This is a genomic window from Amycolatopsis ultiminotia (genome assembly GCF_039536925.1).
Classification (GTDB): Bacteria; Actinomycetota; Actinomycetes; order Mycobacteriales; family Pseudonocardiaceae; genus Amycolatopsis; species Amycolatopsis ultiminotia.
In genome coordinates, this window is the sequence record NZ_BAAAZN010000014.1 from 87,748 (window position 1) to 112,670 (window position 24,923).

The following is a 24,923-nucleotide window of genomic DNA, read 5'->3' on the forward strand; positions in this document are numbered from 1 at the left end:
GGGCAATTCCGCCGGACCCGTTGACCTGCCCCTTCGTGACCTCTAAGCTATCACTACACTATGTAGCGAAATGAGGTGCGATGTCCGGACGGGCGCGGATCGCGGACGGGGTGACGGCGTGAGTGATCTGCATGAGCTCTCCGCGTCGGAACAGGTGCGTGCTTTGCGCGCGGGGGACGTCAGCTCGCATGATCTGACGGAGCACTACCTGGCCCGGATCGATCGGCTCGACAGGCAGCTGGGCGCCTTCGTGACGGTCGACGCGGAGGGTGCCCTCCAGGACGCCGCCCGCGCAGATGAACTGCTGGCTCGAGGTGAGCCCGGACCGCTGTGCGGGCTTCCGCTCGGGATCAAGGACCTTTTCGCCACAGCCGGCACCAGGACGACCTTCGGCTCGGCCACGACGGCCGAGTACGTCCCGGCGGAGGATTCCTGGACTGTGGGGCTCCTGCGCAGCGCGGGTGCGGTGCTGCTCGGCAAGACCAACACTCCGGAGTTCGGTGCGACCTGTTACACCGAGAACGACGTGACGACGAGGCCTGCGGTCACGCCGTACGATCCGGGCCGCTACTCGAGCGGCTCGAGTGGCGGTGCGGCCACGGCGGTCGCCGCCGGGCTCCTGCCGGTGGCGCACGGCAGCGACAGTGCAGGCTCGATCCGTACGCCGGCCGCGACCTGTCACCTCGTCGGCGTGAAACCGAGCCGTGGCCTGGTGAGCCCGGCGCCGGCGATCGGCTTCGTCTCCGCCGGGACGGAAGGGCCGATCGCCAGAACGGTGGCAGACGCGGCGCTGCTGCTGGACGTGATGGCGCACCCCGCGCCCGGCGACCTCTACGGCTGGCGGCCCACCGGCGGTTTCGCGGATGCGGCCACCCGCACACCCGGTCGCCCGTTGAAGATCGCGCTGTGGACCGAAACCGGGGTCGACGGCGTCGAGACGCATCCGGAGTCGGTACTGGCCGCGCAGCGCACCGCGGCGCTGCTGCGCGAACTCGGTCACGACGTGCGGGAGATCCCGATCCCGGTGACCCTTGCCGAACCGGTGCAGCAGGCGTTCGTCGCCTGGTTCGGGTATTCGGTCTCGGCGGCGGTCTCGGCCCTGGTCCCGGCAGAGCGACGGAACCTCCTCCAGCCCTACAGCCGGTACCTCGCCGAGGCGGGGGACGCGTTGTCCGGCAACGAAGTCGTGCAGACCCAGTCGGTGCTCGCGCGCTACGCCGGCGGTTTCCTGGGTGCGCTCGACGAATTCGACGTCGCGCTGACTCCCACCACCAGCGCCCCGCCGGTGCGGATCGGGCACTACCACGAGCACGGGGTGGAAGCGGTCGGGAACCGGATGCTGAACTGGTCCTGTCATACGCCGTGGGCAAACCTGACCGGTCAGCCCGCGATCTCTGTGCCGTCGCATGTGGACGGTGACGGACTGCCGCACGGCGCGCAGCTGGTGGGCCGGCGGTGCCACGACGCCGAACTTCTCTCGCTCGCCGCGCAGCTCGAGGACGCGGCGCTCTGGGAGGATCACCATCCGTCCTGCTGGTCCTAGCGAATGGCTGTCCGCATGGAATCGAACCGTCCTCCGGTCCGGCGAGCACTGGACCCCGGCTCGGGCCTGACCGAGCACGTCGTCGCACTGCCCGGCGGACGCCGGATCCGCACCATCGTGGCCGGCGAGGGACCCGGTCCGCTGGTCGTGTTCGAAGCGGGCATGAGCGCGCCCGCCGCCACCTGGGTGCACACCCAGCGCGAAATCGCCGCACACCACCGCACCCTGTCCTACGACCGGGCCGGATACGGCGGCAGTGATCCCGACCCGCAGGACCGGACGCTCGAACGCATTGTCGACGACCTCACCGCGCTGCTGGACGTGCTCGGCGAAACCGCTCCGGTCGTGTTCGTCGGGCACAGCTGGGGAGGACCCGTCATCCGGCTTTTCGCCGAACGGCATCCGGCCCGGGTCGCCGGGCTGGTCCTGGTCGATGCGACCATCGCGGAGAGCATGTCGCCGAAGAACGCGAAGGTGACCGCGGCCTCGTTCCGGCTGATGGCGGTGCTGGCCCGGTTCGGCGGCACGGGGCTGATCAGGAAGATCAGCCTGCCGCACGGTTCCTCGGCGGAGATCAGCCAGCCTGACCTGGCGATCATGATGCGGGATTACGCCTGCGCGCGGGCGATGCGGGCCGGGGTCCGGGAGGCGAAACAGATCCCCGCCGCACTTGCGGTCATGCGCAGGCTGCAGGCCGCGAGCCTGCCCGACGTCCCCACGGTCTGCCTGCAGGGCGGGCGGATCGACCGGGGAATGGCCACCCTGCGCCCGCTGCTCAACCGGATCGCGGCCGAGCAGATGGCGGCCGCGCCGAACGGCAAGGTGATCGTCGTCGGCGAGGCGGGGCACCTCATCCCCCAGGAGTGCCCGGCACCCGTGCGTGACGCGATCCTCGAACTGGTCGCCGCCACGAAGGCAAGCTGACCGCTGACCCGGTCCGGCGGAGGCAGCGGCCACCCGGACCACGGCCGGTTGTGCGGGCCGTGGTGGTCCGCTCCGGTACGCGCGGCTGTGACATCGGTGTGGTCCCGGTGTTTCCCGTACCACGGCAGAAGCCCGGATTCAGCGGTCCGGTGCGGTCGCGTCGAGGAATTCGTCGAGGGTTTCCCGGATGAGGCGGGCCAGCGGATGCCTGGTGTCCGCTCCGGCCCAGCGGGCGATCGCGAGCTGGAACACCGCGACCGCGGACCATGCGGACACCGCGGCGGCCCGCTCGGCGACCCCGCGGTCGCGGAGTGCGGCGGCGACGGTGTCCGCGAGCGCCGATCCCTTGGCCACCTCGCGTTCCCGTAGCTCGGGGCTCGCGGCGACGATGCGGCTCCGCTGGGCCGCGGCGGCACGCTGGTGCTCGAAGATCTCCTCGGCCGCGGCGGCGAATCCGGCCGCGGCGGCGTGCAGCGGCCCGGTCGATTCCGGCTGTGCGCGGATTTCGGTGCCGATCAGCTCGTCCATCCGGTGCATGTCCGGGAACACCACCTCGCGTTTGTCGGCGAAGTGGTGGAAGAAGGTCCGCCGGTTCAGCCCGGCCTGCTCGGCGATCTGCGCGACCGTGGTGTTGTCGTATCCCTGTTCCTCGAACAGTTTCAACGCCGCCAGCCGGATGCGCCCGTACGCGTCGGGTTCCCATCTGGCCATGGGCCGATCGTAGCCTGCCCGGTCCGGCAGAGTGATTGCACTGAGTGGCATCACCGGCTATGGTGATGTCACCGGGTGCAATCACCGGGTCCGGACCACCGTCCGGAGCAGTTCACGATGGCCGAACCGCCGCACTGCGGGAATCGGGATGACCGCCGGATCGCCGGTGGTCACGTGCCGGACCGTGCCCGCGGCGCTTTGCCCTCCATTGTCCCCACTCGCCGCTGCGCAGCGGTCTGTCCAAGGAGAACACAACTCATGCACGTTTTCGTCACCGGAGCCTCCGGCTGGATCGGCTCGGCCGTGGTCGATGAACTCCTCGCCGCTGGTCACGAAGTCACCGGACTGGCCAGGTCGGATGCCTCCGCCGAAGCGCTGCAGGCGCAAGGTGCCCGGGTGCACCGCGGCAGCCTGGACGACGCCGGCAGCATCCGGCCGGCCGCCCGCGCCGCCGGGGCCGTCATCCACCTGGCGAACAAACACGACTGGTCCGACCCCGCGGCCTCGAACCGGGCCGAGCGGGAGACAGTGCAGGCCATCGGGGACGCCCTTGCGGGTACCGACCGGCCCTTCCTGCTCGCGTCCGGCGTCGCGGGCCTCAGCCAGGACCGGCCCGCCACCGAGGAGGACGCCTCCCCGTTCCACGGTCCGGACTCGCCGCGCGGCGGAAGTGAGAACCTCGCGCTGGAGTTCGTCGATCGTGGCGTGCGCGCCGTGAGCCTGCGCTTCGCGCCGTCGGTGCACGGCACCGGCGACCGCGGATTCGTCGCGGCCCTGGTCGCGATCGCCCGCAGCAAGGGCGTTTCCGGCTATCCCGGTGACGGCACCAACCGCTGGGCGGCCGTGCACCGCAGCGACGCTGCCCGCCTGGTCGCCCATGCCCTCGACAAGGCGCCCGCCGGGGCACGGCTGCATGCCGTTGCCGAGGAAGGGATCCCGACCCGCGAAATCGCGCAGGCGATCGGCCGCGCTCTCGACCTTCCGGTCACCGCGGTCGCCGCGGACGAGGTTCCGGACCACTTCGGGTGGATCGGCACCTTCTTCGCCGGGAACCTCGCCGCAGCCAGCCACACGACCCGCGGCCTGCTCGGCTGGACCCCCACCGGGCCGACCCTGCTCGAAGACATCGCCGCAGGCGCGTACGTGGGCTAGGTCTTGTCCTTAAAGCCGGATGAGCAGGGTGGCCAGGTCGATGATGGCTCGGAACTGTTTGAAGCGGTTGGAGCAGCGTTCGACGACGTTGCGGCGTGTAGGCGGTGGAGTCGAAGCCGGGTGAGCGGCCGCCGTGGCTGCCGCGGCGTGCCCGGTTGTTCTGCTGGTCGCGGCGTTCGGGAATGGTGGCGGCCAATGGCATGATCACCGGGCTTGTTCTGCCCGCCGCTGGAGCGGTTCGCCCCCCGTGCGGGGCGCGGTGGCACGGCGGGCGCCGGCGTGCTGATGAGCGCGCACGATGGACGAAACGACCTACACCTCACGATCCAGCTCATCACTCGCCTCGGCGATCACCCGGACCTTGCCCACCAGCATTGCGAGAGTGCCGTTGCGAGACCAGCGCCAGAACCGGTCACAGACCGTCTCCCACGGCCCATACCGCTACGGCAGATCGCGCCATACCACCCCGGTCCTGGCCTTGAACACCTAGGCCGCGTCCGGCAAGGCCGCGGTCCAGGTGATTACGGCGTGCAGAACTACCGCGGAGCGGTAGACGGTGGTGGGTTTGTCATGGCGGGTGGCCGAGCGGCGCCGTTGTCGGAGCAGGGCGAAGCCGCGTTCGATAGCGGTTGTGGCTGCGATCAACGTTTGTCGGACGCGCAGCCACCGCATGCGCAGCGGATTGCGTTGCGCGCCAAGGGGATTAGGCCGTCCGGGGGGTGCTCAGGTCCGTACGCCGGTCGTGGTCAGGAACCGGTGTACGGACTGGGCGAGCACATCGAGATCGTCCGGCGTCATGGGCCGGTGCCCGAACGTCCGGCGATGCATCAGCGGGCCCTCCAGCAGGTTGCCGACCAGCGGCAGATCGGGGACCTCGGCGATCTCGCCGCGGCGTACGGCCCGTGCGATCGCGTTCACCAGCGGTTGCGACCGCAGTGCGCTCATCCTGCGGAAGGTGGCGTCGGCGTCGGTGTCGTGGCGCAGGTCGGCGAGCAGCCCGAGCAGGCCGTCGTTCCACGCGGGCGACCACGCTGCGGCCAGATCGCCGACGAACGCACGGAGATCGGAGTACAGCGAACCGGTGTCGGCATCGGCGACGGGCGGCAGGAATTCGGCGAGCACGTCGGTGACCAGCCGTGCTTTGCTGGGCCACCTGCGGTACACGTCGCTGCGGTGCGCCTTCGCCCCGGCCGCGACCTGTGCCAGGGCCAGTGCGTCGTAGCCGTGCTCGGTGAGCATCGACCAGGCGGTCGAGAGCAGCCGCTGCTCGAGATCGGGATCCCGTGGCCGTCCTGGCACTCGCGTCTCCCATTCACTGCAGATGGTGACGTCATGCTAATCCGCCCGTCCGGCCGTCACAAGCGGCGCTCGGTGGCCGAGGATCCCACGGTACGGAATGCATGGCTGCGCAAGGCACGAGTCGGCGTGTAGAGTCCGATCCCATGCGCGGGATGATCATTCTCCGGCGCGTCGGCTGAGCCAGGTAGCCGGCGCGCAGGAACTCGTGCGCTCCGGGACCTGGTCCGGATCTTTCGCAGAATTCTTCTCGAGGAGATCCCCCATGAGTCATTCCGCCGGCGTTGTCTCGCGTCCGGAACCGGAGGGCCGCCCGGCCTCCGCCGCCGAATTCCCCCTGCACCGCTCGCTGACCGCGCACGTGGTCGGCGGTCTTGCCGGCGCGCTGCGGGTCGTCACCCTGCTGCACAGCCGCCGTTACGCCGTTCGCGGCCTGAGCGTCGACGTGCGGGAAGGCGTCGTCGAAAGCCGGGTGAGCGCCACGGTTCTGCTCACTGCCGCGGAAGCCGATCTGCTGCTGGAAAGGCTGCGGCGGATGCCGGCCGTGGTGTCCGCCGAAAACGCCTGAGCCGGCCGTCGATTTCCGGGCCGGCCGTCGGCGAAAAGCGATCCGGAAATGCCACCGGCCGGCGGGCGGGATTCCCGTTTCCGGTCCGAAGCCGGCGAATCGGGGGCCGCGCGGGTCAGGTCGAATCAGGTCAGGACAGATCGGACAGTGCCGGGCTGAGCTGCTCCAGCTGTTCGATGCCGGTGCCGAAGTCCGTGCCGATCGGCAGCATGAGCGACACGTGGTCGGCCCCGGCCGCCAGGTGCTCGCCCACCTTGGCCGCGATCGCGTCCGGTCCGCCGTGCCCGATCGTCGCGTCCACCACCCGGTCGCTCACGTCGGCGATTTCGTGTTCCGGGTAGCCGAGCCGGGCGAGCGCGGCGGCGAACGGCGGACGGCTGAAGCTGGCCGCGGCCTGTTGCCGGGCGGCTTCCCGTGCCCGCTCCGGATCCTGGTCCGGGACCACGGACAGCGCGACGACCAGAAGCTTGTCCGGGCCGAGCAGCGCACGGGCCTCGGCGGTGCCTTCCGGGGGCAGCCCGGCAGGCAGCGCGCCGTCGGCGATTTCGCCTGCCAGCGCGAGCATCTTCGGGCCGTTGGCGCCGAGGATCCGGGGATAGACCGCATCGGCGGCGGGCGGCGAGGCCGGGACCGTCATCCGGTGCACGTAGTCGCGCAACGTGGCCAGCGGGCGGCCGAACTCCCGGCCGGTGCCCGCGGCCTGCTCCGGGTAGCCGACGCCGAGACCGAGCACGAACTGGCCGGGGTACGCCTGTGCCAGCAGCGCTGCAGCGGCGTGCGCGGTCTGCGGTTCCCGCGCCCAGATGTTGGCGATGCTGGTGCCGAACACCACCCGTCGGGTGGCCGCGAGCAGCACGGCCAGTTGTGTGAAGGCGTCCTTGCCGATCACTTCGTTGGTCCAGACGGCGTCGTAGCCTGCCTGCTCCAGCCGCACGGCGGCGTCGCGCTGGCGGTCGGCCGACGGCGTGCTGGTGAAGGAAACCGGCAGCAATGCGCCGACCGGTCCCAGTGCGGGGCCGGCACCGGGAGCGGGTGCGTTGTCGGCAGTGGTGTTCACGCGGAGCCTCCTCGGGATCAACCGGCCGGGGAGACCGGCCGTCGGCTCCACTGTGCTGGCACCGCACGGGCACGGTCCAATGAGCGTTGTGCAAGAGGTGTTCCGTTCCGGGCAACACCGCTGGTCATCGAGCTGATTCCGGGGTGAGGCTAGACTGGGCGCATGTCGGGCCCCGTGCCGTCACCCGCCGATCTCGACCTGCGCCTGGTGCGGTGTTTCACCGTTCTCGCCGAGCACCGGCACTTCCGCCGTGCCGCGGAAACCCTGCATCTCACCCAGTCGTCGCTGAGCAGGCAGATCGACCGCCTGGAACGGCAGGTGGGCGCCCGGCTGCTGAACCGCACGCCGCGCGGCACCACGCTCACCGAGGCCGGTGCGGTGTTCCTCCCGCTCGCCGGTGAAATGCTCCGGTCGACCGAGCAAGCCGTCGCACGCACCCGTGCCGCCGCACAACCCGGCCGGATCACCATCGGGTACATGGCGAACCTCATCGTCACCCCGGCGGTACGCGAACTGCGCCACCGCCATCCCGAGGCGAACGTGCGCACCCGGCACCTGGACTGGCGCGAGACCCGTGCGGCGCTGCTGGGGCACCGGGTCGACGCGGCGGTGACGCGGCTTCCGTTCGCGACCGGCCAATTGCGCGTCACGGTGCTCTACGACGAACCCCGTGCGGTGCTGATGCCCCGGGACCACCGGCTGGCGGGCAAGGAATCCGTGACCGTCGACGACATCGCGGACGAGCCGCTGGTCCGTGCGGCCGATCCGGTCTGGGACGCCTTCTGGTGCATCGATCCCCGCCCGGACGGCAGGCCCGCCCCCGGCGGTCCGGTGATCGAGCAGGTCGAGGACAAGTTCGAACTCGTCGCGAGCGGCGAGGCGATCGCGATCATCCCGGACAGTGCCGGATTCCTCGGGCTGCGCCCCGATCTCACCGCGACGCCGCTGGCGGACGCCGAGCCGAGCCAGGTCGTCGTGGCGACTCGCGCAGACGACCACAGCCCTCTGGTGACGGCCTTCGGCAGGTACGCCCGCGCACACCTCACCGGCCCCGCGGCGACACTCGGGCCCGGCGCCGCATCCGCGCGAGCCTGACCCGAGCTTCCCGCACCCTGCGCACCGCCCGGATCGGCGACCGCAGGGACCAGCGCCGGTGAGGTGCTGGATCCAGGTCACAGTCTGCACCGCGCCGAAGGGCCAGACTCCGGTTACCGGACGAACGGCAGCGCCGCCGCCGTAGCCGGCACGTGGTGGGTCCTTCGGGCCCGGTTGGAGGCGAAATGCAGACACTCGACCTGGTGGACGCCCTCGACGGCGTCGAGTTCGGACACGGTGTGCACCTCGACGCCCAGCTGGCCGGGGACGGGGACCGCGTCGCCCTCGTGCTCCCGGGAGCCGAGCGCGCCCGCGAGAACTCCGCTTTCGTGGCCGCACTGGCGGCGGACCATTCGGTCGTGCTGCCGAGTCATCCGGGCTTCGGCCGCTCGCCCCGGCCGGGCTGGTGCTCGTCGGTCGCCGATCTCGCGGATATCTACCTCGACTGGCTCGAGCGGGCCGGGCTGACCGGCGTCACGCTCGTGGGCCTGCAGTTCGGCGGATGGGTCGCGCTGGAGATCGCGGTCCGGAAGCCGGCCAGGATCTCCCGGCTGGTGCTCGTCGACTCGGTGGGCGTCAAGGTCGGCGGGCCGCTCGACCGGGACATCGTCGACATCTTCGCGACCCCGCGCGCGGAGCTGGAGCGGCGCCTCTACGCGGATCCGGCCTTCCGGCTGGGCGATCTCGCGCTCGCCGCGGAGGACGACGTCCTCGAGCTGGCGCGCAACGAGGAAGCGCTGGCCACCTACGGCTGGGAGCCCTACCTGCACGATCCCCGGCTGGCCCACGCGATCGGCCGGATCGCGGTGCCCACCACGGTCGTCTGGGGCGGCCGGGACGGGATCGTCACCCCGGAGTACGGGCGCGCGATCGCGGCCCGCATCCCCGGCGCCCGGTTCGAGCGGATCGAACAGGCCGGTCACCGTGCGCAGGTCGAGCGTCCGGACGAGGTCGCCAAGGTGATTTCCGCGCTCGCCGCCTGAATCCACCCGAAACCGGAAGGAGCGCTCCCGATGCAGTACTGGCACTTCAGCGAATGTGCTTACCCGGACCTGCCGGATCCGCGGACCTACGACTCGATCCGGGTCAGCCTCCCCAATGGCGTGCTCGACACCGGTCGCGCAGCCGCGCTGTGGGACCGCTACCTGCGCGAATGGCAGGTAGCCGACGAGTACGGGCTGAACGTGATGGTCAACGAACACCACGCCACCGCGACCTGCATGACCTCCGCCGCCCCGGTGATCGCCGGCGTGCTCGCGCGGGCCACCCGGAACGCGCGCATCCTGCTGCTCGGCAACCCGCTGGCGAACCGGGCGGATCCGGTGCGGGTCGCCGAGGAAATGGCGCTGGTGGACCTGCTCAGCCACGGACGGCTCGACGTCGGATTCGTGCGCGGGGTGCAGTACGAGGTCGCCGCGACGAACTCCCGGCCGGTCCGGATGACCGAACGGCTGTGGGAGGCGGTCGAGCTGATCACGCGTGCCTGGTCCACGCACGACGGCCCGTTCAACTGGGAGGGCGAGTTCTTCCACCACCGCCAGGTCAACATCTGGCCGCGGCCGCACCAGCAGCCCACCCCGCCGGTCTGGGTCACCGCCGGTTCGCCGGGGAGCACCGTCCCGATCGCCGACCACGGCTACCGGCTGGCGACGTTCCTGGCCGGGTTCGAGGGGACGCGCAAGATCTTCCAGGCCTACCGCGATCGGTGCGCGGAGACGGGAAAACCGGCCCCGGAGGACGACCGGTTCGGCTACGCCGCACTCACCTACACCGGGAAGACCGACGCGGAGGGCATGGCGGGCGCGCGCAAGCTGCTCTGGTATCTGCAGAGCAACAAGGTCGCCAAGGAGTTCACCTTCCCCCCGGGCTACCTGCCGTATCAGGTGCGCGCCGCGGCTCTGCGCGGCCCGCAGGCGGCCACGCCCGGTGCCCCGGCCACGTCGCCGCTCCCGGACCTCACGGCGATGTCCGTCGAGGATCTCATCGAGCAGGGGATCGTTTTCGCCGGCAGCCCACAGACCGTGGCCGGGCAGATCGAGCGCTTCCACCGGCACGTGGGCGGAGTGGGGCACCTGTTGCTGATGGGCCAGGCCGGCCACCTGGGACACCAGGAAGCAGTCGACGGGATCAAACGGTTTGCCGAAGACGTCACGCCGCTGCTCGACCGCGTCACGGATCGGGTTCCCCGATGAGCACCACAGTGGGCAGGCTGATGGGGAAATCCGCAGTGGTGACCGGTGCGGGGTCCGGTATCGGCGCGGCGACGGCGGAGCTGTTCGCCCGGGAGGGTGCGAAGGTCGTGGTCGCGGACATCGACCTGCCGAGCGCGTCGGTGACCGTGGACCGCATCCGCGAGGAGGGCGGTGTGGCCGAACCGTTCGCCGCAGATGTTTCCGACGAGGCAGCGGTCGCCGACCTGGTCGCGTTCGCCGCCGGAACCCACGGTGGTCTGGACATCCTGCAGAACTACGCCTCCGACCGGAGTGTCGTCACCGCGGACGTCGAGGTCGCCGATGCCAGCCTGGCGGTGTGGTCGAAGCAGCTGAGCGTGGACCTCACCGGATGCATGCTCACCTCGAAATACGCTGTGCCGCACATGCTTCGGGCCGGCGGAGGCGCCATCACGAACGTTTCGTCGGTCGTCGCCTGGCTGCCGCTCGCGGCGCGCCCGGCGTACGCCACGTCGAAAGCCGGGGTGCTCGGTCTGTCGAAGTCGCTGGCCACGGAGTACGGGAAGCAGGGGATCCGGTGCAACGTGATCGCTCCCGGGCACATCGTCACGCCGGCCACCGAGAAGCAGTTCTCGCCCGCCCAGACCCAGGTGATGCTGGACCACGTTTCCGCGCCACGGCTGGGCCGGCCCGATGACGTCGCACTGGCCGCGTTGTTCCTGGCCTCACCCGATTCGGCGTTCATCAACGGTCAGGTGCTGGTGGTCGACGGCGGGTTGTCCGCCTACGCGCCGATGGTCCCGTCGTTCCGCCGGCTTGCCGCCGATGGCTAGCCGGACAGCCGGCGCGTGCGGCGGAACACCAGCCAGGAGCGGACGGAAGGCGGGATCGGCATGCGAGTGATGGTGACGGGTGGGTTGGGAGTGAACGGGGCTTGGGTGGTCCGGGACTTCCTCGGCCGCGGCCATGCAGTCTCCGTCTTCGAGAACCGTGCGGACACCTCGCTCATCGAGGACGTGGCCGCGCAGGTCGAGGTTGTCGTGGGCGACGTCTGCGACGGTCCGCAGCTGACGGGCGCGGTGGCGCGCCTGCGTCCGGACTGCATCATCCACCTGGCCGCGGCGGTCGACTGCGAGCGCAATCCGCAGAAGGCGATCTCGGTGAATGTCGGTGGCACCGCCAACGTCTGCGCCGCGGCTGTGGCTGCGGGGGTGCGTCGTGTGGTGTACAGCAGTTCGAAAGCGGTGTACGCGCCCGCCACGGAGGAGTTCGGTTTTCCCACCTACAAGCCGATCGGTGAAGACGACCATCTCGGTCCGATCGGGATGTACGGCATCACGAAGGCGGCTGCGGAAAACGTCATGGACTGGTACGGGCGGACCTCCGATGCCGAGTTCGTCAACTTGCGCTTCGGCACCATCTTCGGACCGGGCAGGCTGCAACGCCACGAAGGCACGATCAACACCTACAGCTCCATGATCGAGCTGCCGGCGCAGGGTCGCCGGTTCGCGCTGGAACACGGTGGCGAGGAAGGCGACGACATCGTCTACGTCCTCGATGTCGCTGATGCCATCTCGTGCGTCGCTCTGGCGCCGGCGCCGCTGCGGCACCGGGCTTACAACGTCGCACACGGGAGCGTGCTGACGATGACCGACTACGCCGCAGCCATCCGCCGGGTCGTTCCCGACGCCGCGCTCGAGGTGGGTCCGGGGCGGAACCCGATGAACTACGTGGACCCCTACTACATGGCATTGGACGGCACCCGGATGTTCGAAGAACTAGGCTGGCGCCCGCGGTTCGACGCGGAGCGTGCGGTGCGGCACTACTACGAGCTGGTGAAGGCGCGGCCGGAGGTGGCGGGAGCGTGAAGGCCGCTTGCTACCGCAGCCTCGGCCCGGCTGCCGAAGTGCTCGAACTCGTCGACCTCCAACTGCCGGAGCCCGGCCCGGACGAGGTGCGGGTCCGGATCGTCACCTCGGGCATCAATCCCACCGATTGGAAGACCCGCGCCGGGCTCCGCAACCGCGAGCCGGACGGGTTCCAGGTTCCGCATCACGACGGCGCTGGGGTGGTGGACGCGGTGGGCAGTGCCGTCACCGGACTCGTGCCCGGCCGTCGGGTGTGGCTCCACCTGGCGGCGTTCGGCAACCGCTACGGGACTGCGGCCGAGTACGCGCTCGTACCGGCCGCACGCGCCGTTCCGCTTCCCGACGCCGCCTCCTACGACCTCGGGGCCTGCCTCGGCGTGCCCGCTCTCACCGCCGCGCACTGCCTCGGCGGGCGCCCGGGGGCGGTGGCCGGGCGGACGGTGCTGGTCGCGGGCGGAGCAGGTGCCGTGGGGCACTTCGCGATCGAACTGGCCAAGCACGCCGGCGCGCGGGTCGTCGCGACGGTGAGTTCGGAAGAGAAGCGCGCGCGGGCCGAAGCGGCCGGGGCGGACCTGGTCGTCCGTTACACGGATGCCGATGCGGCACAACGGATTCTCGACTTCGCGGGCCGCGTCGACCGCATCGTCGAGGTGGCGATCGGGGCGAATCTGGACCTGGATCTGGCCGTGCTGGCGACCGGCGGCACCATTGCCTCGTACGCCGCGGCGGGAGAGCTGGCGCTGCCCGTCGGCCGGTTCATGGTCGAGAACATCACCCTCAGCTTCGTGCTGCTGTACGGGCTGTCCCCGGCACAGCTGTCCGCCGCGGTTTCGTGGACGTCCGAGGCGCTCGACGCCGGTGCGCTCACGAGTCTGCCGATGCTGCCGTATCCGCTGGAGCTGGTGGCGCAAGCGCAGGACCGGGTTGCGGAGGGTCCGGTGGGGAAGGTCGTCCTGCGGGTGGCGGAGGACTGATGCGGTTCGAGGGCAAGACCGCGATCGTCACCGGCGCCAGCCGGGGGATCGGCTTCGGGATCGCCGAACGGCTGGTGGCCGAAGGCGCGCGGGTGCTGATCACCGGTCGCAGACAAGAAGCACTCGACGCGGCCGCCGCCCGTCTCGGCGGCCCGGACACCGTGCTCGGGGTCGCGGGCAAGGCCGACGACGCCGAACACCAGGCGACGGCCGTCCGCCGGGCGATCGAGCGGTTCGGCGGTCTCGACCTGCTGGTCAACAACGCCGGCATCAATCCGTGGTACGGCCCGATGATCGAGCTGGACCTCGGGGTGGCCCGCAAGGTCGTCGAGGTCAACTGCCTGGCCGTGCTGTCCTGGACGCAGCAGGCGCACCGGGCCTGGATGCGCGAGCACGGCGGGGCGGTCGTCAACGTGTCCTCGCACTCGGCGATCCGGCCCGAACCGGGCGTCGGCGTCTACGGCGCCAGCAAGGCGATGCTCGTCGCGATGACCCGGCTGCTGGCGGTCGAGCTGGGCCCGGACATCCGGGTCAACGCCGTGGCACCCGCGGTGGTCAAGACGAGGTTCTCGGCCGCGTTGCACGAGGGCCGCGAGGACGAAGTCTCCGCGGCGTATCCGCTCAAGCGGCTCGGTGAGCCAGGGGACGTCAGTGCCGCCGTCACGTTCCTGTTGTCCTCGGATGCCGCGTCGATCACCGGCGAGCTGATGGTCGTCGACGGCGGGCTCACTCTCACCGGGGGAGCGGACCGATGAGCGTCACCGGTCAGCGCATCGTGGTCACCGGCGCGGCCGGCGGCATCGGCAAGGCACTGGCCGCACGGCTGATCGCCGGGGGAGCACAGGTCGTGGTCAACGACCTCGACCCGGTCGCGACCCGGGCGAGCGCCACCGAGCTCGGTGCGTACGCGGTTCCGGGCGACGCTGCTTCCGAGGCCGGTATCGCTGCTCTGCTGGCGGCTGCCCGCGATCACTTCGGCGAGGTCGACGCCTGGTTCGCGAATGCCGGCATCGTCGCAGGCGCGGGCATCGACGCGAGCGAGGCCGACTGGGCGGCGAGCTGGGAGGTCAACACGATGGCGCACGTCCGCGCGGCCCGGCTGCTGGTGCCCGGCTGGCTGGCGCGGGGCGGCGGCCGGTTCGTCGTCACCGCCTCGGCCGCGGGCCTGCTGACCGCGCTCGGCACCGCGCCGTACTCGGTGACCAAACACGGCGCGGTCGCCTTCGCCGAATGGCTGTCCGCCACCTACCGGCACCGCGGGATCGTGGTGCAGGCGATCTGCCCGCAAGGGGTGCGGACCGGCATGCTGGCCCCGCCGGGGCCGATGCGCGACATCCTGGCCGGCGACGGCGTGCTCACTCCCGGGGACGTGGCCGAGACGACCTGGCGGGCGCTGCAGGACGACCGGTTCCTGATCCTGCCGCAGCCCGAGGCAGGCGAGTACTACCGCAGGCGCGCCGGTGACCCCGACCGGTGGCTGGGCGGGATGAACGCACTGCAGCGACTGCTCGAGAACACCCACTCCTGATCGGAAGGCCCCCATGAAGGTAGGAAAGATCGACATCATCCCGGTGCTCGACGGCGTGGCGGACCTGCCGATCGAGGCCGCCGCGACGCATGCGCGAGGGTCGGCGTGGGACTGCGGGCACCAGCCGCTCGACGAGCGGGGGCGGATCCGGATGGGCGTCGGCTCGTTCCTCGTGCGGATCGGGAGCCGGACGGTCCTGGTCGATCTCGGCGCCGGTCCCGGTCCGCTCCACGAGGCGTTCCGGACCGGGGGCCTGCTGGCGAACCTGGGCCGTACCGGTGTCGCCCCCGGGGACGTGACCGACGTGGTCTTCACGCACCTGCACATCGACCACGTCGGATGGTCGACGGTCCGCGGCGAGGTGACCTTCCCGCGCGCGACCCACTGGGTGCACGCCGCGGACTGGGCGCACTTCATGACCGGGGCCCCGGCCGATCCCGACCTCGATCCCCTCGTCCGCGGCATCCTCGCGCCGATCGAAGGGCAGCTGGCGACGTTCGACGAGGAAACCGAGCTGCTGCCCGGCCTGCTCGCCCGGCCCGCACCCGGCCACACCCCCGGCTCCACCGTCTTCGTCGTGAGTGACGCCGGGGAACGCGCCTTGCTGCTCGGCGACGTCACGCACACCGTGGCCGAGCTGACCGACCCTGAATGGGAAGGAGCGTTCGACGTGGACCGGACGGCCGCGAACGCCGTGCGCAACCGGATCGCCGCCGAACTGGCGGCCTCCGGCGACGTGTTCGCCCCGGCGCACTTTCCCGGCCTGGCCTTCGGCCGCCTGGTCACCGCCGACGGACTCCGCCGGTTCGCCTGGGCGTAGCCGCAGGGCTTCAGTAGTGGACCGATCCGCGGTTGCCGGCGGCCACGGTCACCGCGTCGCCGGTGACCGCGGCCGCGCGGGGGGAACACAGGAAGACGACGACGTCCGCGAGCTCGTCCGCGGCGACCAGGCGGCGGAGGCTCGTCGTGGCGCCGAGATCGGCCCGCACCTGCTCCTCGGTGCCGCCGGTGGCGGCTGCCCGGTCCGCGACGAGCGCGGGGGTGCGCTCGGTCTCCACCATGCCGGGGTGCACGACGGTGACCCCGATGCCGTGCGGTCCGAGCTCGTCGGCGAGGTTGGCGGTCAGCGCGGCGACCGCCACGTTGCGGATCGTGCCGGGGATGGAGCCGGTGCGGCGGGTCGCGAGGCCGGAGATGTTGACGATCCTTCCCCGGCCCTGCGCGATCATGTGCGGGGCGACTGCGCGGGCACAGCGCAGGTAGCCAAGGACCTTGGTGTCGAAGTCGGTCGCCACGGCGGCGTCGGTGAGGTTCGCGAGGCCGGCGGGTGCGGAACCGAACGAAGGCTGCGCGGCGCAGTTCACCAGCACGTCCACCCCGCCCCAGACGCCGGCGACCTCGTCGACCATGGCTCGCACCGAGGTGTCGTCGGTGGTGTCCGCGGGAGCCACGAGCACCTCGGCACCGCCGCCGCGGAGGCTGTCCGCGGCGGCCTCGAGCCGCTGCTCGTCGCGGGCCGCGAGCGCCACCCGCGCCCCTTCCGCCACGAGCACACGGGCGACTGCGAGCCCGATCCCGCGCGAGCCACCGGTCACGATCGCCCGCGCACCGTCCAGACCCAGATCCATGAACAACTTCCTTTCTACCGACCGCGTGGTGCGGTCCGGATGGCCGCCGCGGTCGAAGCAATGGCCGGTTCCCCGGCGTCGCACAGATAAGCCAGAATCCGTTCGACCGCGGTCGAGACGTCCTCGGCGCATTTGTCGGCCAGACCCCGGGTGACCGCCTCGTCGCCGGTCCAGCGTTCGCCGCCGTAGAGCAGCAGTCCGGCCGGGCCCGGACCGACGATCCGGACCAGCCGCCGCACGAAGACCGGCTCGTAGACGAGGCCGTGCCGGAGCGCGGGTATCCCGAATTGTGCCGCGGGAGAACAGATCCGGACATCGCAGGCGAGCGCGAGGCTGCAGCCGGCGCCGAAACACGGGCCGTCGATCTCGGCCAGTTTCGGCGGTTCCAGGTCGCTCAGCGCGAGGACGACCTGCTCCGCGAATTCCCGGTAACCCGCGACCTGCACCGGATCCGGAGACCGCATCTCGGCCAGGTCCGCGCCCGCGGAGAAGCTCCCGCCGGCACCTCGCAGCACCACTGCGGCGATGCCGGCGGTCTCGCCGATCGACCTGATGTGCCGCAGCAGGCTTCGCCACATCTCCGCCGACATCGCGTTGCGCTTCTCCGGCCGGTCGATGGTGAGCCGGGCAACGCGGCCCTCGATGTCGAGGCGCATCGGATCGGTCATTCCCGGCCCGCTTCCGGTCGCGTCTCGGCGCCGACCACCCGGTCCCGCACCAGTGCCCGGATCTCCTCGTCGCCGACGCCCAGCTCGGACAGCAGCGCAACGGTGTCCTGCCCGACACCGGGCGCTTTCCGGTGTGCCCGCGGTGCGCCGTCGGCGATGAGCGGCGTGTTCACGATGTGGTGGTGCCCGAACCGTTCGACGTCGTTCGGGAACATTCCGCGTGCCGCGTACTGGGAGTCGTCCAGCATCTGCGGGATCGTGTTGACCGGCCCGCACGGAACACCGGCCGCGCGGAGCCGCTCGATCCAGAGATCTCTCGGTGCCGTGCCGAACCGGGCCTGGAGCAGTTCGGCGAGCTGCTCGCGGTGCTCGAAGCGCGCGTACTCGCCGTCGAAGCGCGGATCGCCGGAGAGATCGAGCTCGAGCACCGCGCAGAAATCCTTCCACGAGCGTTCGGTCACGCCGATCACGAGAACCGCGTCGTCGCCACAGGTGAACGCCTCGTACGGTGCGGTGAGCCGGTGCGCGGTACCGAGCGGAGCCGGGGCTTCGCCGCTTCCGGCGAAATCGGCCACCTCCCACATCGACCACCCGGCGATGGTGTCGGCCAAGGACACGTCGAGGTGCGCACCGCCGGACCCGGCGCGAGCGCGGAGCACTGCGGCCAGCACCCCGATCGCGCCCCACATGCCGGTGCCGAGGTCCCCGATGGGGTAACCGGCCTTGGCGAGCCGGCCGTCGGTGCCGCCCGTGACGCTCAGCAGGCCGCCGTAGGCCTGCGCGACCAGATCGATGCCTTTCGCGTCCCGCATCGGCCCGGACTGGCCGAAGCCGGAAATCGAGCAGTACACCAGATCCGGGCACTCGTCCCGCAGATCCTGGTAGGCCAGCCCCTGCCGGGCCAGTGCGCCGACCCGGAAGTTCTCCACCAGCACGTCCGAACGCCGCGCCAGTGCCTTGACGACCTCCCGTCCGCGGCCGGTCTTGAGATCGACGGCGATGCTCCGTTTGTTGCGGTGGACGAGGTCGAACGGGAGCGGCCGCCGGTGCGGGCCGACCAGCCGGCGGCGCAGCGGATCACCGTCGACCGGCTCCACCTTGATCACCTCCGCGCCGAGGTCGGAAAGGATTGTCGTGCAGTAGGGGCCGGCCAATGCGCCGGTGATGTCCAGTACGCGGATCCCGCCGAGGAAATGCGGACCCGCCGGTGTGCTCGCGGCGGACACGGGATCAACCACCTTCCCCTGCGCGGGCCGTGGCGGGGCGGGGCGTCCGCGTCACGGCCTTCCGCAGCACCGCGACCTCCTCGGCCAGTTCACGCCGGCTCACCGCGGCCTCCCGCACCGCACCGGAACCGTGGTACGTACCGGGAAACAGGTGCACTTCCACCGGTACCCCGGCGGCCAGCAGCGCTCGTGCGTAGTCGATCCCTTCGTCGCGCAACGGATCGAACTCCGCGACGGAAACGTAGGTGCGCGGAAGACCGGTCAGATCGTTCGCCCGCGCAGGTGCGGCGTACGGCGGGACCGCGCCGGTGCCCCTGCCGAGCGGCCCGAGGTAGGCCGACCAGCAGAGCTCCGCGTCCCGGCGGTGCAGTGCGGGGGTGTCGGTGAAGCGGATGCTGCTTGCGGTGGCGAGCCGGTCGTCCAGCACCGGCGATTTGAGGAACTGGAAACAGATCGGCGGCCCGTTCCGGTCGCGTGCGAGAAGTGCGGTCGATGCCGCGAGGGCGCCGCCGGCGCTCACCCCGTGCAGGACGACGAGCGACGGGTCGACGTCCAGGGCGGCGGCTCGCTCGTGCAGCCAGGCGAGTCCGCAGTAGACGTCCTCGACCGGGGTGGGGAAAGGCCACTCGGGCGCCAGCCGGTACTCCACCGCGACGACCACGGAGCCGACCTCCCGCGCGATTTCCAGGGTCCGGAGATGATCCGTTTCGAGATCGCCGAGGATGAACCCGCCGCCGTGCACGTGGTAGACGACGCCCCGGTTCGTGCGGTGTTCCGGCCGGTACACGCGGAGCCGGAAGCTCTCCCCGTCCTCCCCGGTACCGGAATGCTCCTGCACGGTCACACCCTTTTCGAGTGCGTCGGAGCGGCCGGAACCGGCGAAGCGGCTCGAGGTGATTTTTCGCGCTTGCGCGATATCGGTGCGGTCGATCCGGGGCAGGGCCGATATCGACGGCGTCAGCTCTTCGTCCAGGTGATAGGTACCCAATTGTCCCTCACTTCGGTGCGTGCTTGCCGGATCTGCCTAGCGACCCCGCAGATCCGTCGAGATGAACGACCGCAGCAGCCCCGGGTCCTCGATCCAGATCTGGCGCCGGGAACGCCGGATCGCGCCGGTGTCGCTGAGCTTCTTGAGCGCCCGCGCGACGACTTCCCGCACCGATCCGATCGCGTGCGCGAGTTCGGTCTGATCCGTCTGCACGAGCAGTCCCCTGACCGTGGGCGTCGCCATTTCGAGCAGATGCCTGCTCACCCGCTGCTGCACCGAGCCGAACAGGTTGTCCTCGAGGTAGGCCACCGTTTCGTAGGTGGATTCCGCCAGGTACACCGCGACCCGGTAGCACAGATCGGCCCTGGACTGCATGAGCCGCCGGAAGGTCTGCGGGTTCAGCAGCGAAACCTGGCACGTGGTCACGGCTTCCAGTGAGGACGGCGCACCGTGGGTGAGCATCGCGGGCACCGCGCTGATGTGCCCGACCGTCAGGTACCGGGTGGTGACCTCGCGTCCGTCCCAGGAGGTGATCTTCGCCCGGATCCGTCCACTGTGCACGAGCGCGACCCGGTAGTCGCCTTCGTCCGCCCGGCAGATGAACTCCCCGGCGGGGTAGGTGACCTGCCGGCTGTCCCCGAGCAGCGTGTCCCGGATTTCCGGGTCCTGCCCGGAAAGGAAGCTCTTCGACCACGCCTGCAGCGCGGCCGCCGACGGGTGCGGGTCGGACGGGTTCATGGCAGGGCTCGCCTCGTCTCTGGGCTACCGGTCCTTCGCGGCTGCTACCGGGCCGCCGGATCCGGCCGGCCGAGGCCGAACTGCGCGGTGTGCCTCGAGCGCGGGTCCCGTTCGGGCCACGAACCGGACTCTACACATCGGAGGAATCGGCGGGTGATGTCGTTGAACTGCGGTGGATCTTCGAGGTTCGGCACGTGCCCGCTGTGCGGGAGGATCTGCAGCCCGCACGAGGGCACCGTCCGTTTCAGCAGTAGCCCGGTGGACAGGCACGCCTCGTCCTCGTCGCCGGTGACCACGAAAAGCGGTACCGGGAACCTGCTGAATTCGCCGGCCAGCTCGTGCAGTGCCGGACGGCGGCGCTGGATTTCCAGGATCGTGTGCGCCAGCCCTTCCGCGGAATGTTCGGAGAACTGGTCGATGAACTCGTGCCACGCCGGTTCGTTGCGGTGTTTCAGCTGTATTCTGCTGGGCCCTTCGGCCGCCTTGCGCCCGACGAAGGCCGGTCCACGGGAGCGGAGGTGCTCGGCGACCGCGCCGGCCTCCGCCAGATAGGCGGTGCGGTGCGCCGGATCGGACCCGGAGCCGACGCTGACCGCCATGACCGAGCGCACCCGGTCCGGATGCCGCAGTCCCAGCTGCAGTGCCGTGTAGCCGCCCATCGACAGCCCGACGACGTGCGCGGTGCCGACGTCCAGTGCGTCCAGTACGGCGATCGCGTCGTCGACGGCTCGTTGCCAGGAGTAGGCCGAGGGCGCCGCCGGAACGTCGGACGGCGGGTACCCGCGCGCCGCGTAGGTGATGCAGCGGTAGTCGTGCGCGAGCTCGGCGACCTGTCCGGCCCAGCTCCGGTGGTCGCCTGCGTATTCGTGGAGGAAGAGCACCGGAATCCCGTCCCCGGTGTCGGTCACGTGCAGGCGGATTCCGTCGGAGGTCCGCACCGGTGGGCACGTCGTCATGTCTCCTCCTTTTCGGCGTGCGCCGGGGCGTGCTGCGGGTCATGCCGGTCCCGCTCGCCCCCGGCTCCGCCATACTTCCGTGCGCCGGCGAGCCCGTCTGTGACTCGCGTCCGGGCAACTGCGCACGGGGTGTGCGGAGCGGCCGGATCCAGGTCACAGTCTTCGCGACCGGGGCGGGGCAGACTCCGGCTACCGCCGCGACCGGGCCGGACGCCGGTGGCGGCCCCGGGACCGCACGCGGCCGGGTCCTCGACGCCCCGATGGAGGCATTGTGCACACGCCCGACGTTTCGAACCGTGAAGACAGGCCGGCACCCGATCCGGTCCCGGTGGCCGTCGCCGAGCTTTCTGCAGGCCGGCCGGTGATCGTCGTCGACGACGCCGAACGGGAGAACGAAGCCGATCTCGTCGTCCCGGCAGCGGACGCGACGCCCGCTCGGATCGCGTTCATGATCCGGCACACGACCGGGATCCTGTGCGTTCCGATGCCCGGGGTGCTCCTCGACCGCCTCGGGATCGGCCTGATGGTGCGGGACAACACCGAACCGCAGCGAACGGCGTTCACGGTCAGCGTCGACCACGTGGACGTCACGACCGGGGTGAGTGCGGCCGAGCGCTGCGCGACCGCGAACGCGTTGGCCGATCCGGAAGCCGCCGCCGAGCAGTTCACCCGGCCCGGTCACGTGTTCCCGTTGCGCGCCCGCGAAGGCGGAGTGCTCGAGCGGGCCGGGCACACCGAGGCCGCGGTCGACCTGCTCACACTGGGCGGAAAGGAGCCGGTCGCGGTGATCTCGGAGCTGATCAACGACGACGGAACCATGCTGCGTGGTGCGCAGGTCGGTGCCTTCGCCGCGGCCCACGGGCTGACCGTCGTCACGGTCGCCGACCTGGTTCGGTACCGGCTCCGCCACGAAACACTGGTGGAGCGCAGCGGCAGTGCCACGCTGCCCACTGCCTACGGCGAATTCCGGGCCGTGTCCTATCGCTGCGTCCTCGACGGCGTCGAGCACCTGGCGCTCGTCATGGGCGACCCGGCCGACGCACCACCCGAGGGCCTGGTGGTCCGGGTGCACAGCGAATGCCTGACGGGTGATCTGCTCGGTTCCCAGCGCTGCGACTGCGGTGCCCAGCTCGCCGCATCCCTCGACCTGATCGGCCGACGGCGCCGTGGCGTGCTGATCTACCTGCGTGGCCAGGAGGGCCGCGGAATCGGGCTGGGGGACAAGCTTCGCGCCTACGCGTTGCAGGAACACGGTCACGACACCGTCGACGCCAACCTCGCACTCGGCCTGCCGGTCGACTCCCGCGAGTACGGGGCAGGCGCACAGATGCTCAGCGACCTCGGTGTCCAGCGGATGCGCCTGATCACGAACAACCCGGCGAAATACGGTGGCCTGGAAGGGTATGGCATCGAGATCACCGGCCGCTGCTCGTTGCCGACGACGGTCACCGCGCACAACGTCGACTACCTTCGTGCCAAACGTGATCGGCTCGGGCACCAGATCACCGTTGCACTGCCCGGCGATGCAGTGAGTGCGTGAGCGGACATGGTGGTCTACCTCTCCGGCGACGGGACCGGAGCGCCGCAGCTGCGCACGGCCGAGGATCTGCGCACGTTGTCCGTCCGGGTGGGGATGCGCACGCCCGACCGGGAAACCCTGTCGCGGACATTTCGCGCGGCAGGGGCAGGGGAGTTCGCCGGCGACCACGCCTGGCTCGACATTTCCTGGCTGCGGTCCGCGGCAGGCGAACGCGACCAGGACTGGCACGACAGGTTCACCGGCATGCTCGGCCACGCGGCGGCGCACGGCTGGCTCAGCGCCGACGGCAGCCGGGTGCGCGCCCACGTCGACCGGGAGCAGGCCGATGACCACTGACCGCCTGCCGTCCCCGGCCATCACGAGTACGCGTTACCGGCAGGTGCTCGGGCAGTTCGTCACGGGAGTGACCGTCGTGACCGCGATGCCCGACGACGGCCCGGTCGGGTTCACCTGCCAGTCGTTCGGCGCGCTCTCGATGGATCCCCCGCTCGTGCTGCTCTGTCCCGGCAAGGGCTCGACCTCGTGGCCGAAAGTGGCCTCGACCGGCCGGTTCGCGGTGAACCTGCTGGCACAGGACCAGATCGCGGCGGCCCGTGGTTTCGCGGTGCGCGGGAGCGACAAGTTCGCGGGGGTGCGCTGGAGCGCAGGCGGGTTCAGCGGCGCACCACTGCTGTCCGGCGCGCTCGGCTGGCTGGAATGCGAGATCGCGACCGTGCACGAGGCCGGGGACCACTGGATCGTCGTCGCCCGGATCCTCGATCTGGCCGCGGCCACCGGCCGGCTGCCCCTGACCTTCTTCCGCGGCACGCTGGCCGGTCTCGGTGCGCCGCCGCCCGGACCCGGCGGGCGTTCCTGAGCCGAAGCCGCCGAACCCAGGTCACAGTCGTGCGCCGCCGCGGGAAGCGAGACTCCTGCTCGCGTGCAGCGTCCCTATGATCGGAGGACAACGATGTCCCAGTCATCCCCGTCGGCCGCGGAAAGCCGGATGCCCCCGGTGGATGCCGGCCCCGGCGGCAGCTCGCTCCCGCGCCGGGCGGTCCTCGCGGCGGGCACCGGAAACGCCCTCGAGTTCTACGATTTCGCGATCTTCGCGTCTTTGACGCCGGTCATCTCCGGGCTTTTCTTCCCCTCCGGTGACCCGCTGGCCGCGATCCTGTCGACGCTGGCCCTCTTCGGCGTCGGTTTCGTCATGCGGCCGGTGGGCGCGATCGTGTTCGGGCGGATGGCGGACCGGCTGGGGCGCAAGATCCCGCTCGCCGTTTCGGTGCTGATCATGGGCGTGACCACGGTGCTCGTCGGGGTCATGCCGACCTATCCCCGGGCCGGGATCGTGGCACCGATCCTGCTGTGCCTCGCCCGGCTGCTCCAAGGGCTTTCGGTGGGCGGGGAGTTCGGCACATCGGCCAGTTTCCTGGTCGAGCACGCACCAGGGGACCGTCGCGGGCGCTACGGGTCCTACGCCTTTTTCTCCTCCACTGCGGGGAGCGTGCTCGGCACGCTGGTGGTGTTGATCCTGACCGTGGCAATGCCGCCGGACGAGCTGGAAAGCTGGGGCTGGCGGCTGCCGTTCCTGCTCGGGTTCCCGCTGCTGGCGATCGGTGTGTACCTGCGCTACCGCATCGCGGAGTCGCCGGAGTTCGAGGAGATCAAGGCAGGCAACGCCCGCGCGAAGAGCCCGCTGCGCACGTTGTTCCGGCAGCACTGGCGAGCGTTCCTGACGGTCATCGGGATCTGTGTCGGCTTCAGCATCGCCTCGTCCACGGTCCAGGCTTTCGTGCTCACCTACATCCGGAGCGTGCTCGGGATGCCCGCGGTGCCGGCGCTCGGCACCGTGGTCGTTTCCACGACCGTCGGGGTTTTCCTGGTGCCGGCATTCGGCTACCTCTCGGACCGGTACGGCCGGAAACCGATCCTGCTCTTCGCCTGTGCGCTGACGGTGCTGCTGCCGCTGCCGGCGCTGCTGATCATCGGGCTCCGGGGATTCGGGCCGGTGCTGCTCGGGCAGCTCGTGCTCTGGATCCCGGTCGCCGCGTTCGGGGGCGCCATTCCGGCCCTCTTCGCCGAATTGTTCCCGACCCAGGTCCGGGTCTCCGGTTTCGGCATCGCCTACGGCTTCGGATCGGCCATTTTCGCCGGTACCGCCCCGTTCGTCGCGACTTTGCTGATCGAATCCACCGGTAACGACCTGGCGCCGGCCTGGTACATGGTCGCGGCCGGGATCGTCACCTCGGCGGTGGTGCTTGCGTCGGTCGGCCGGAAGCGGTCCACGTAGAGTTGTTCGCGGCGGCTGCC

26 protein-coding genes are annotated in these 24,923 nt (G+C 70.8%); 17 read left to right on the forward strand and 9 right to left on the reverse strand.

What is annotated here, in order from left to right; all coding sequences use genetic code 11:
• Positions 1–118 precede the first annotated feature (118 nt).
• Both ABD793_RS28600 and ABD793_RS28605 read left to right on the forward strand, forming a co-directional pair.
• Positions 119–1,543 carry an amidase gene (locus tag ABD793_RS28600; RefSeq protein WP_344865523.1) on the forward strand — a complete coding sequence of 475 codons (1,425 nt, stop codon included), beginning with the start codon at positions 119–121 and terminating at the stop codon, positions 1,541–1,543.
• A gap of 15 nt (positions 1,544–1,558) precedes the next feature.
• Positions 1,559–2,467 (forward strand): alpha/beta fold hydrolase, encoded by a 909-nt coding sequence (locus tag ABD793_RS28605; protein WP_344865524.1) that lies wholly within the window; start codon positions 1,559–1,561, stop codon positions 2,465–2,467.
• 138 nt (positions 2,468–2,605) lie between these two features.
• On the opposite strand, the gene ABD793_RS28610 is transcribed toward ABD793_RS28605, so the two are convergent.
• A complete protein-coding gene (locus ABD793_RS28610) occupies positions 2,606–3,178 on the reverse strand; it encodes a TetR/AcrR family transcriptional regulator (RefSeq protein WP_344865525.1) in 573 nt (190 codons plus the stop codon).
• 258 nt (positions 3,179–3,436) lie between these two features.
• Here ABD793_RS28610 and ABD793_RS28615 point away from each other — a divergent pair, with 258 nt between their 5' ends.
• A complete protein-coding gene (locus tag ABD793_RS28615; protein ID WP_344865526.1) occupies positions 3,437–4,330 on the forward strand; it encodes an SDR family oxidoreductase in 894 nt (297 codons plus the stop codon).
• Positions 4,331–5,053: 723 nt separating this feature from the next.
• Here the strand turns inward: ABD793_RS28615 and ABD793_RS28620 are convergent.
• The gene (locus ABD793_RS28620; RefSeq protein ID WP_344865527.1) at positions 5,054–5,629 is read right to left on the reverse strand and encodes a TetR/AcrR family transcriptional regulator; all 576 of its coding nucleotides are present in this window, start codon (positions 5,627–5,629) and stop codon (positions 5,054–5,056) included.
• A gap of 262 nt (positions 5,630–5,891) precedes the next feature.
• On the opposite strand from ABD793_RS28620, the gene ABD793_RS28625 reads away from it, so the two are divergent.
• Positions 5,892–6,194 (forward strand): hypothetical protein, encoded by a 303-nt coding sequence (locus tag ABD793_RS28625; RefSeq protein WP_344865528.1) that lies wholly within the window; start codon positions 5,892–5,894, stop codon positions 6,192–6,194.
• Between the two features lie 130 nt (positions 6,195–6,324).
• Here ABD793_RS28625 and ABD793_RS28630 read toward each other — a convergent pair whose 3' ends face one another.
• Entirely contained in the window at positions 6,325–7,251 is a 927-nt protein-coding gene (locus ABD793_RS28630; protein WP_344865530.1) for a TIGR03620 family F420-dependent LLM class oxidoreductase, read from the reverse strand.
• A 162-nt stretch (positions 7,252–7,413) separates the two neighbouring features.
• Between ABD793_RS28630 and ABD793_RS28635 the strand changes: the two genes are divergently transcribed.
• The 9 genes from ABD793_RS28635 (at position 7,414) to ABD793_RS28675 (ending at position 15,707) form a co-directional block, all read left to right on the forward strand.
• Positions 7,414–8,346 (forward strand): LysR family transcriptional regulator, encoded by a 933-nt coding sequence (locus ABD793_RS28635; protein WP_344865531.1) that lies wholly within the window; start codon positions 7,414–7,416, stop codon positions 8,344–8,346.
• A gap of 185 nt (positions 8,347–8,531) precedes the next feature.
• Positions 8,532–9,329, forward strand: coding sequence for an alpha/beta fold hydrolase (locus ABD793_RS28640; protein ID WP_344865532.1), 798 nt, complete (start codon positions 8,532–8,534; stop codon positions 9,327–9,329).
• A 30-nt stretch (positions 9,330–9,359) separates the two neighbouring features.
• A complete protein-coding gene (locus tag ABD793_RS28645) occupies positions 9,360–10,538 on the forward strand; it encodes an LLM class flavin-dependent oxidoreductase (protein WP_344865533.1) in 1,179 nt (392 codons plus the stop codon).
• A complete protein-coding gene (locus tag ABD793_RS28650) occupies positions 10,535–11,350 on the forward strand; it encodes an SDR family NAD(P)-dependent oxidoreductase (RefSeq protein ID WP_344865535.1) in 816 nt (271 codons plus the stop codon). The genes ABD793_RS28645 and ABD793_RS28650 overlap by 4 nt, the downstream gene beginning before the upstream one ends.
• A gap of 69 nt (positions 11,351–11,419) precedes the next feature.
• The gene (locus tag ABD793_RS28655; protein WP_344865777.1) at positions 11,420–12,385 is read left to right on the forward strand and encodes an NAD-dependent epimerase/dehydratase family protein; all 966 of its coding nucleotides are present in this window, start codon (positions 11,420–11,422) and stop codon (positions 12,383–12,385) included.
• Positions 12,382–13,359: an NADPH:quinone reductase gene (locus ABD793_RS28660; RefSeq protein ID WP_344865536.1), complete on the forward strand. Its 978-nt coding sequence runs from the start codon at positions 12,382–12,384 to the stop codon at positions 13,357–13,359. Before ABD793_RS28655 ends, ABD793_RS28660 begins: the two co-directional genes overlap by 4 nt.
• The gene (locus tag ABD793_RS28665; protein WP_344865538.1) at positions 13,359–14,114 is read left to right on the forward strand and encodes an SDR family oxidoreductase; all 756 of its coding nucleotides are present in this window, start codon (positions 13,359–13,361) and stop codon (positions 14,112–14,114) included. The genes ABD793_RS28660 and ABD793_RS28665 overlap by 1 nt, the downstream gene beginning before the upstream one ends.
• Positions 14,111–14,887: an SDR family oxidoreductase gene (locus ABD793_RS28670; RefSeq protein ID WP_344865540.1), complete on the forward strand. Its 777-nt coding sequence runs from the start codon at positions 14,111–14,113 to the stop codon at positions 14,885–14,887. The genes ABD793_RS28665 and ABD793_RS28670 overlap by 4 nt, the downstream gene beginning before the upstream one ends.
• Before the next feature lie 13 nt (positions 14,888–14,900).
• A complete protein-coding gene (locus tag ABD793_RS28675; protein ID WP_344865542.1) occupies positions 14,901–15,707 on the forward strand; it encodes an MBL fold metallo-hydrolase in 807 nt (268 codons plus the stop codon).
• Between the two features lie 10 nt (positions 15,708–15,717).
• On the opposite strand, the gene ABD793_RS28680 is transcribed toward ABD793_RS28675, so the two are convergent.
• From ABD793_RS28680 to ABD793_RS28705, 6 genes are read right to left on the reverse strand one after another with little or no spacing between them, the layout of a single operon-like run.
• A complete protein-coding gene (locus tag ABD793_RS28680; protein ID WP_344865544.1) occupies positions 15,718–16,515 on the reverse strand; it encodes an SDR family NAD(P)-dependent oxidoreductase in 798 nt (265 codons plus the stop codon).
• A gap of 14 nt (positions 16,516–16,529) precedes the next feature.
• Entirely contained in the window at positions 16,530–17,183 is a 654-nt protein-coding gene (locus tag ABD793_RS28685; protein ID WP_344865546.1) for an enoyl-CoA hydratase/isomerase family protein, read from the reverse strand.
• Positions 17,180–18,409, reverse strand: coding sequence for a CaiB/BaiF CoA transferase family protein (locus ABD793_RS28690; protein WP_344865548.1), 1,230 nt, complete (start codon positions 18,407–18,409; stop codon positions 17,180–17,182). Before ABD793_RS28690 ends, ABD793_RS28685 begins: the two co-directional genes overlap by 4 nt.
• Positions 18,410–18,413: 4 nt before the next feature.
• Positions 18,414–19,397, reverse strand: a complete 984-nt coding sequence (locus tag ABD793_RS28695) for an alpha/beta hydrolase (RefSeq protein WP_344865550.1) — start codon at positions 19,395–19,397, stop codon at positions 18,414–18,416.
• A gap of 36 nt (positions 19,398–19,433) precedes the next feature.
• Entirely contained in the window at positions 19,434–20,135 is a 702-nt protein-coding gene (locus ABD793_RS28700; RefSeq protein ID WP_344865552.1) for a Crp/Fnr family transcriptional regulator, read from the reverse strand.
• Between the two features lie 44 nt (positions 20,136–20,179).
• On the reverse strand, positions 20,180–21,091 hold the full coding sequence (locus ABD793_RS28705; protein ID WP_344865554.1) for an alpha/beta fold hydrolase: 912 nt from the start codon (positions 21,089–21,091) through the stop codon (positions 20,180–20,182).
• A gap of 328 nt (positions 21,092–21,419) precedes the next feature.
• On the opposite strand from ABD793_RS28705, the gene ABD793_RS28710 reads away from it, so the two are divergent.
• The 4 genes from ABD793_RS28710 (at position 21,420) to ABD793_RS28725 (ending at position 24,903) form a co-directional block, all read left to right on the forward strand.
• Positions 21,420–22,631 carry a bifunctional 3,4-dihydroxy-2-butanone-4-phosphate synthase/GTP cyclohydrolase II gene (locus ABD793_RS28710; RefSeq protein WP_344865556.1) on the forward strand — a complete coding sequence of 404 codons (1,212 nt, stop codon included), beginning with the start codon at positions 21,420–21,422 and terminating at the stop codon, positions 22,629–22,631.
• A gap of 6 nt (positions 22,632–22,637) precedes the next feature.
• Positions 22,638–22,967 carry a hypothetical protein gene (locus ABD793_RS28715; protein WP_344865558.1) on the forward strand — a complete coding sequence of 110 codons (330 nt, stop codon included), beginning with the start codon at positions 22,638–22,640 and terminating at the stop codon, positions 22,965–22,967.
• Positions 22,957–23,487: a flavin reductase family protein gene (locus tag ABD793_RS28720; RefSeq protein WP_344865560.1), complete on the forward strand. Its 531-nt coding sequence runs from the start codon at positions 22,957–22,959 to the stop codon at positions 23,485–23,487. Before ABD793_RS28715 ends, ABD793_RS28720 begins: the two co-directional genes overlap by 11 nt.
• Before the next feature lie 93 nt (positions 23,488–23,580).
• Positions 23,581–24,903 carry an MFS transporter gene (locus ABD793_RS28725; protein WP_344865562.1) on the forward strand — a complete coding sequence of 441 codons (1,323 nt, stop codon included), beginning with the start codon at positions 23,581–23,583 and terminating at the stop codon, positions 24,901–24,903.
• Positions 24,904–24,923 lie beyond the last annotated feature (20 nt).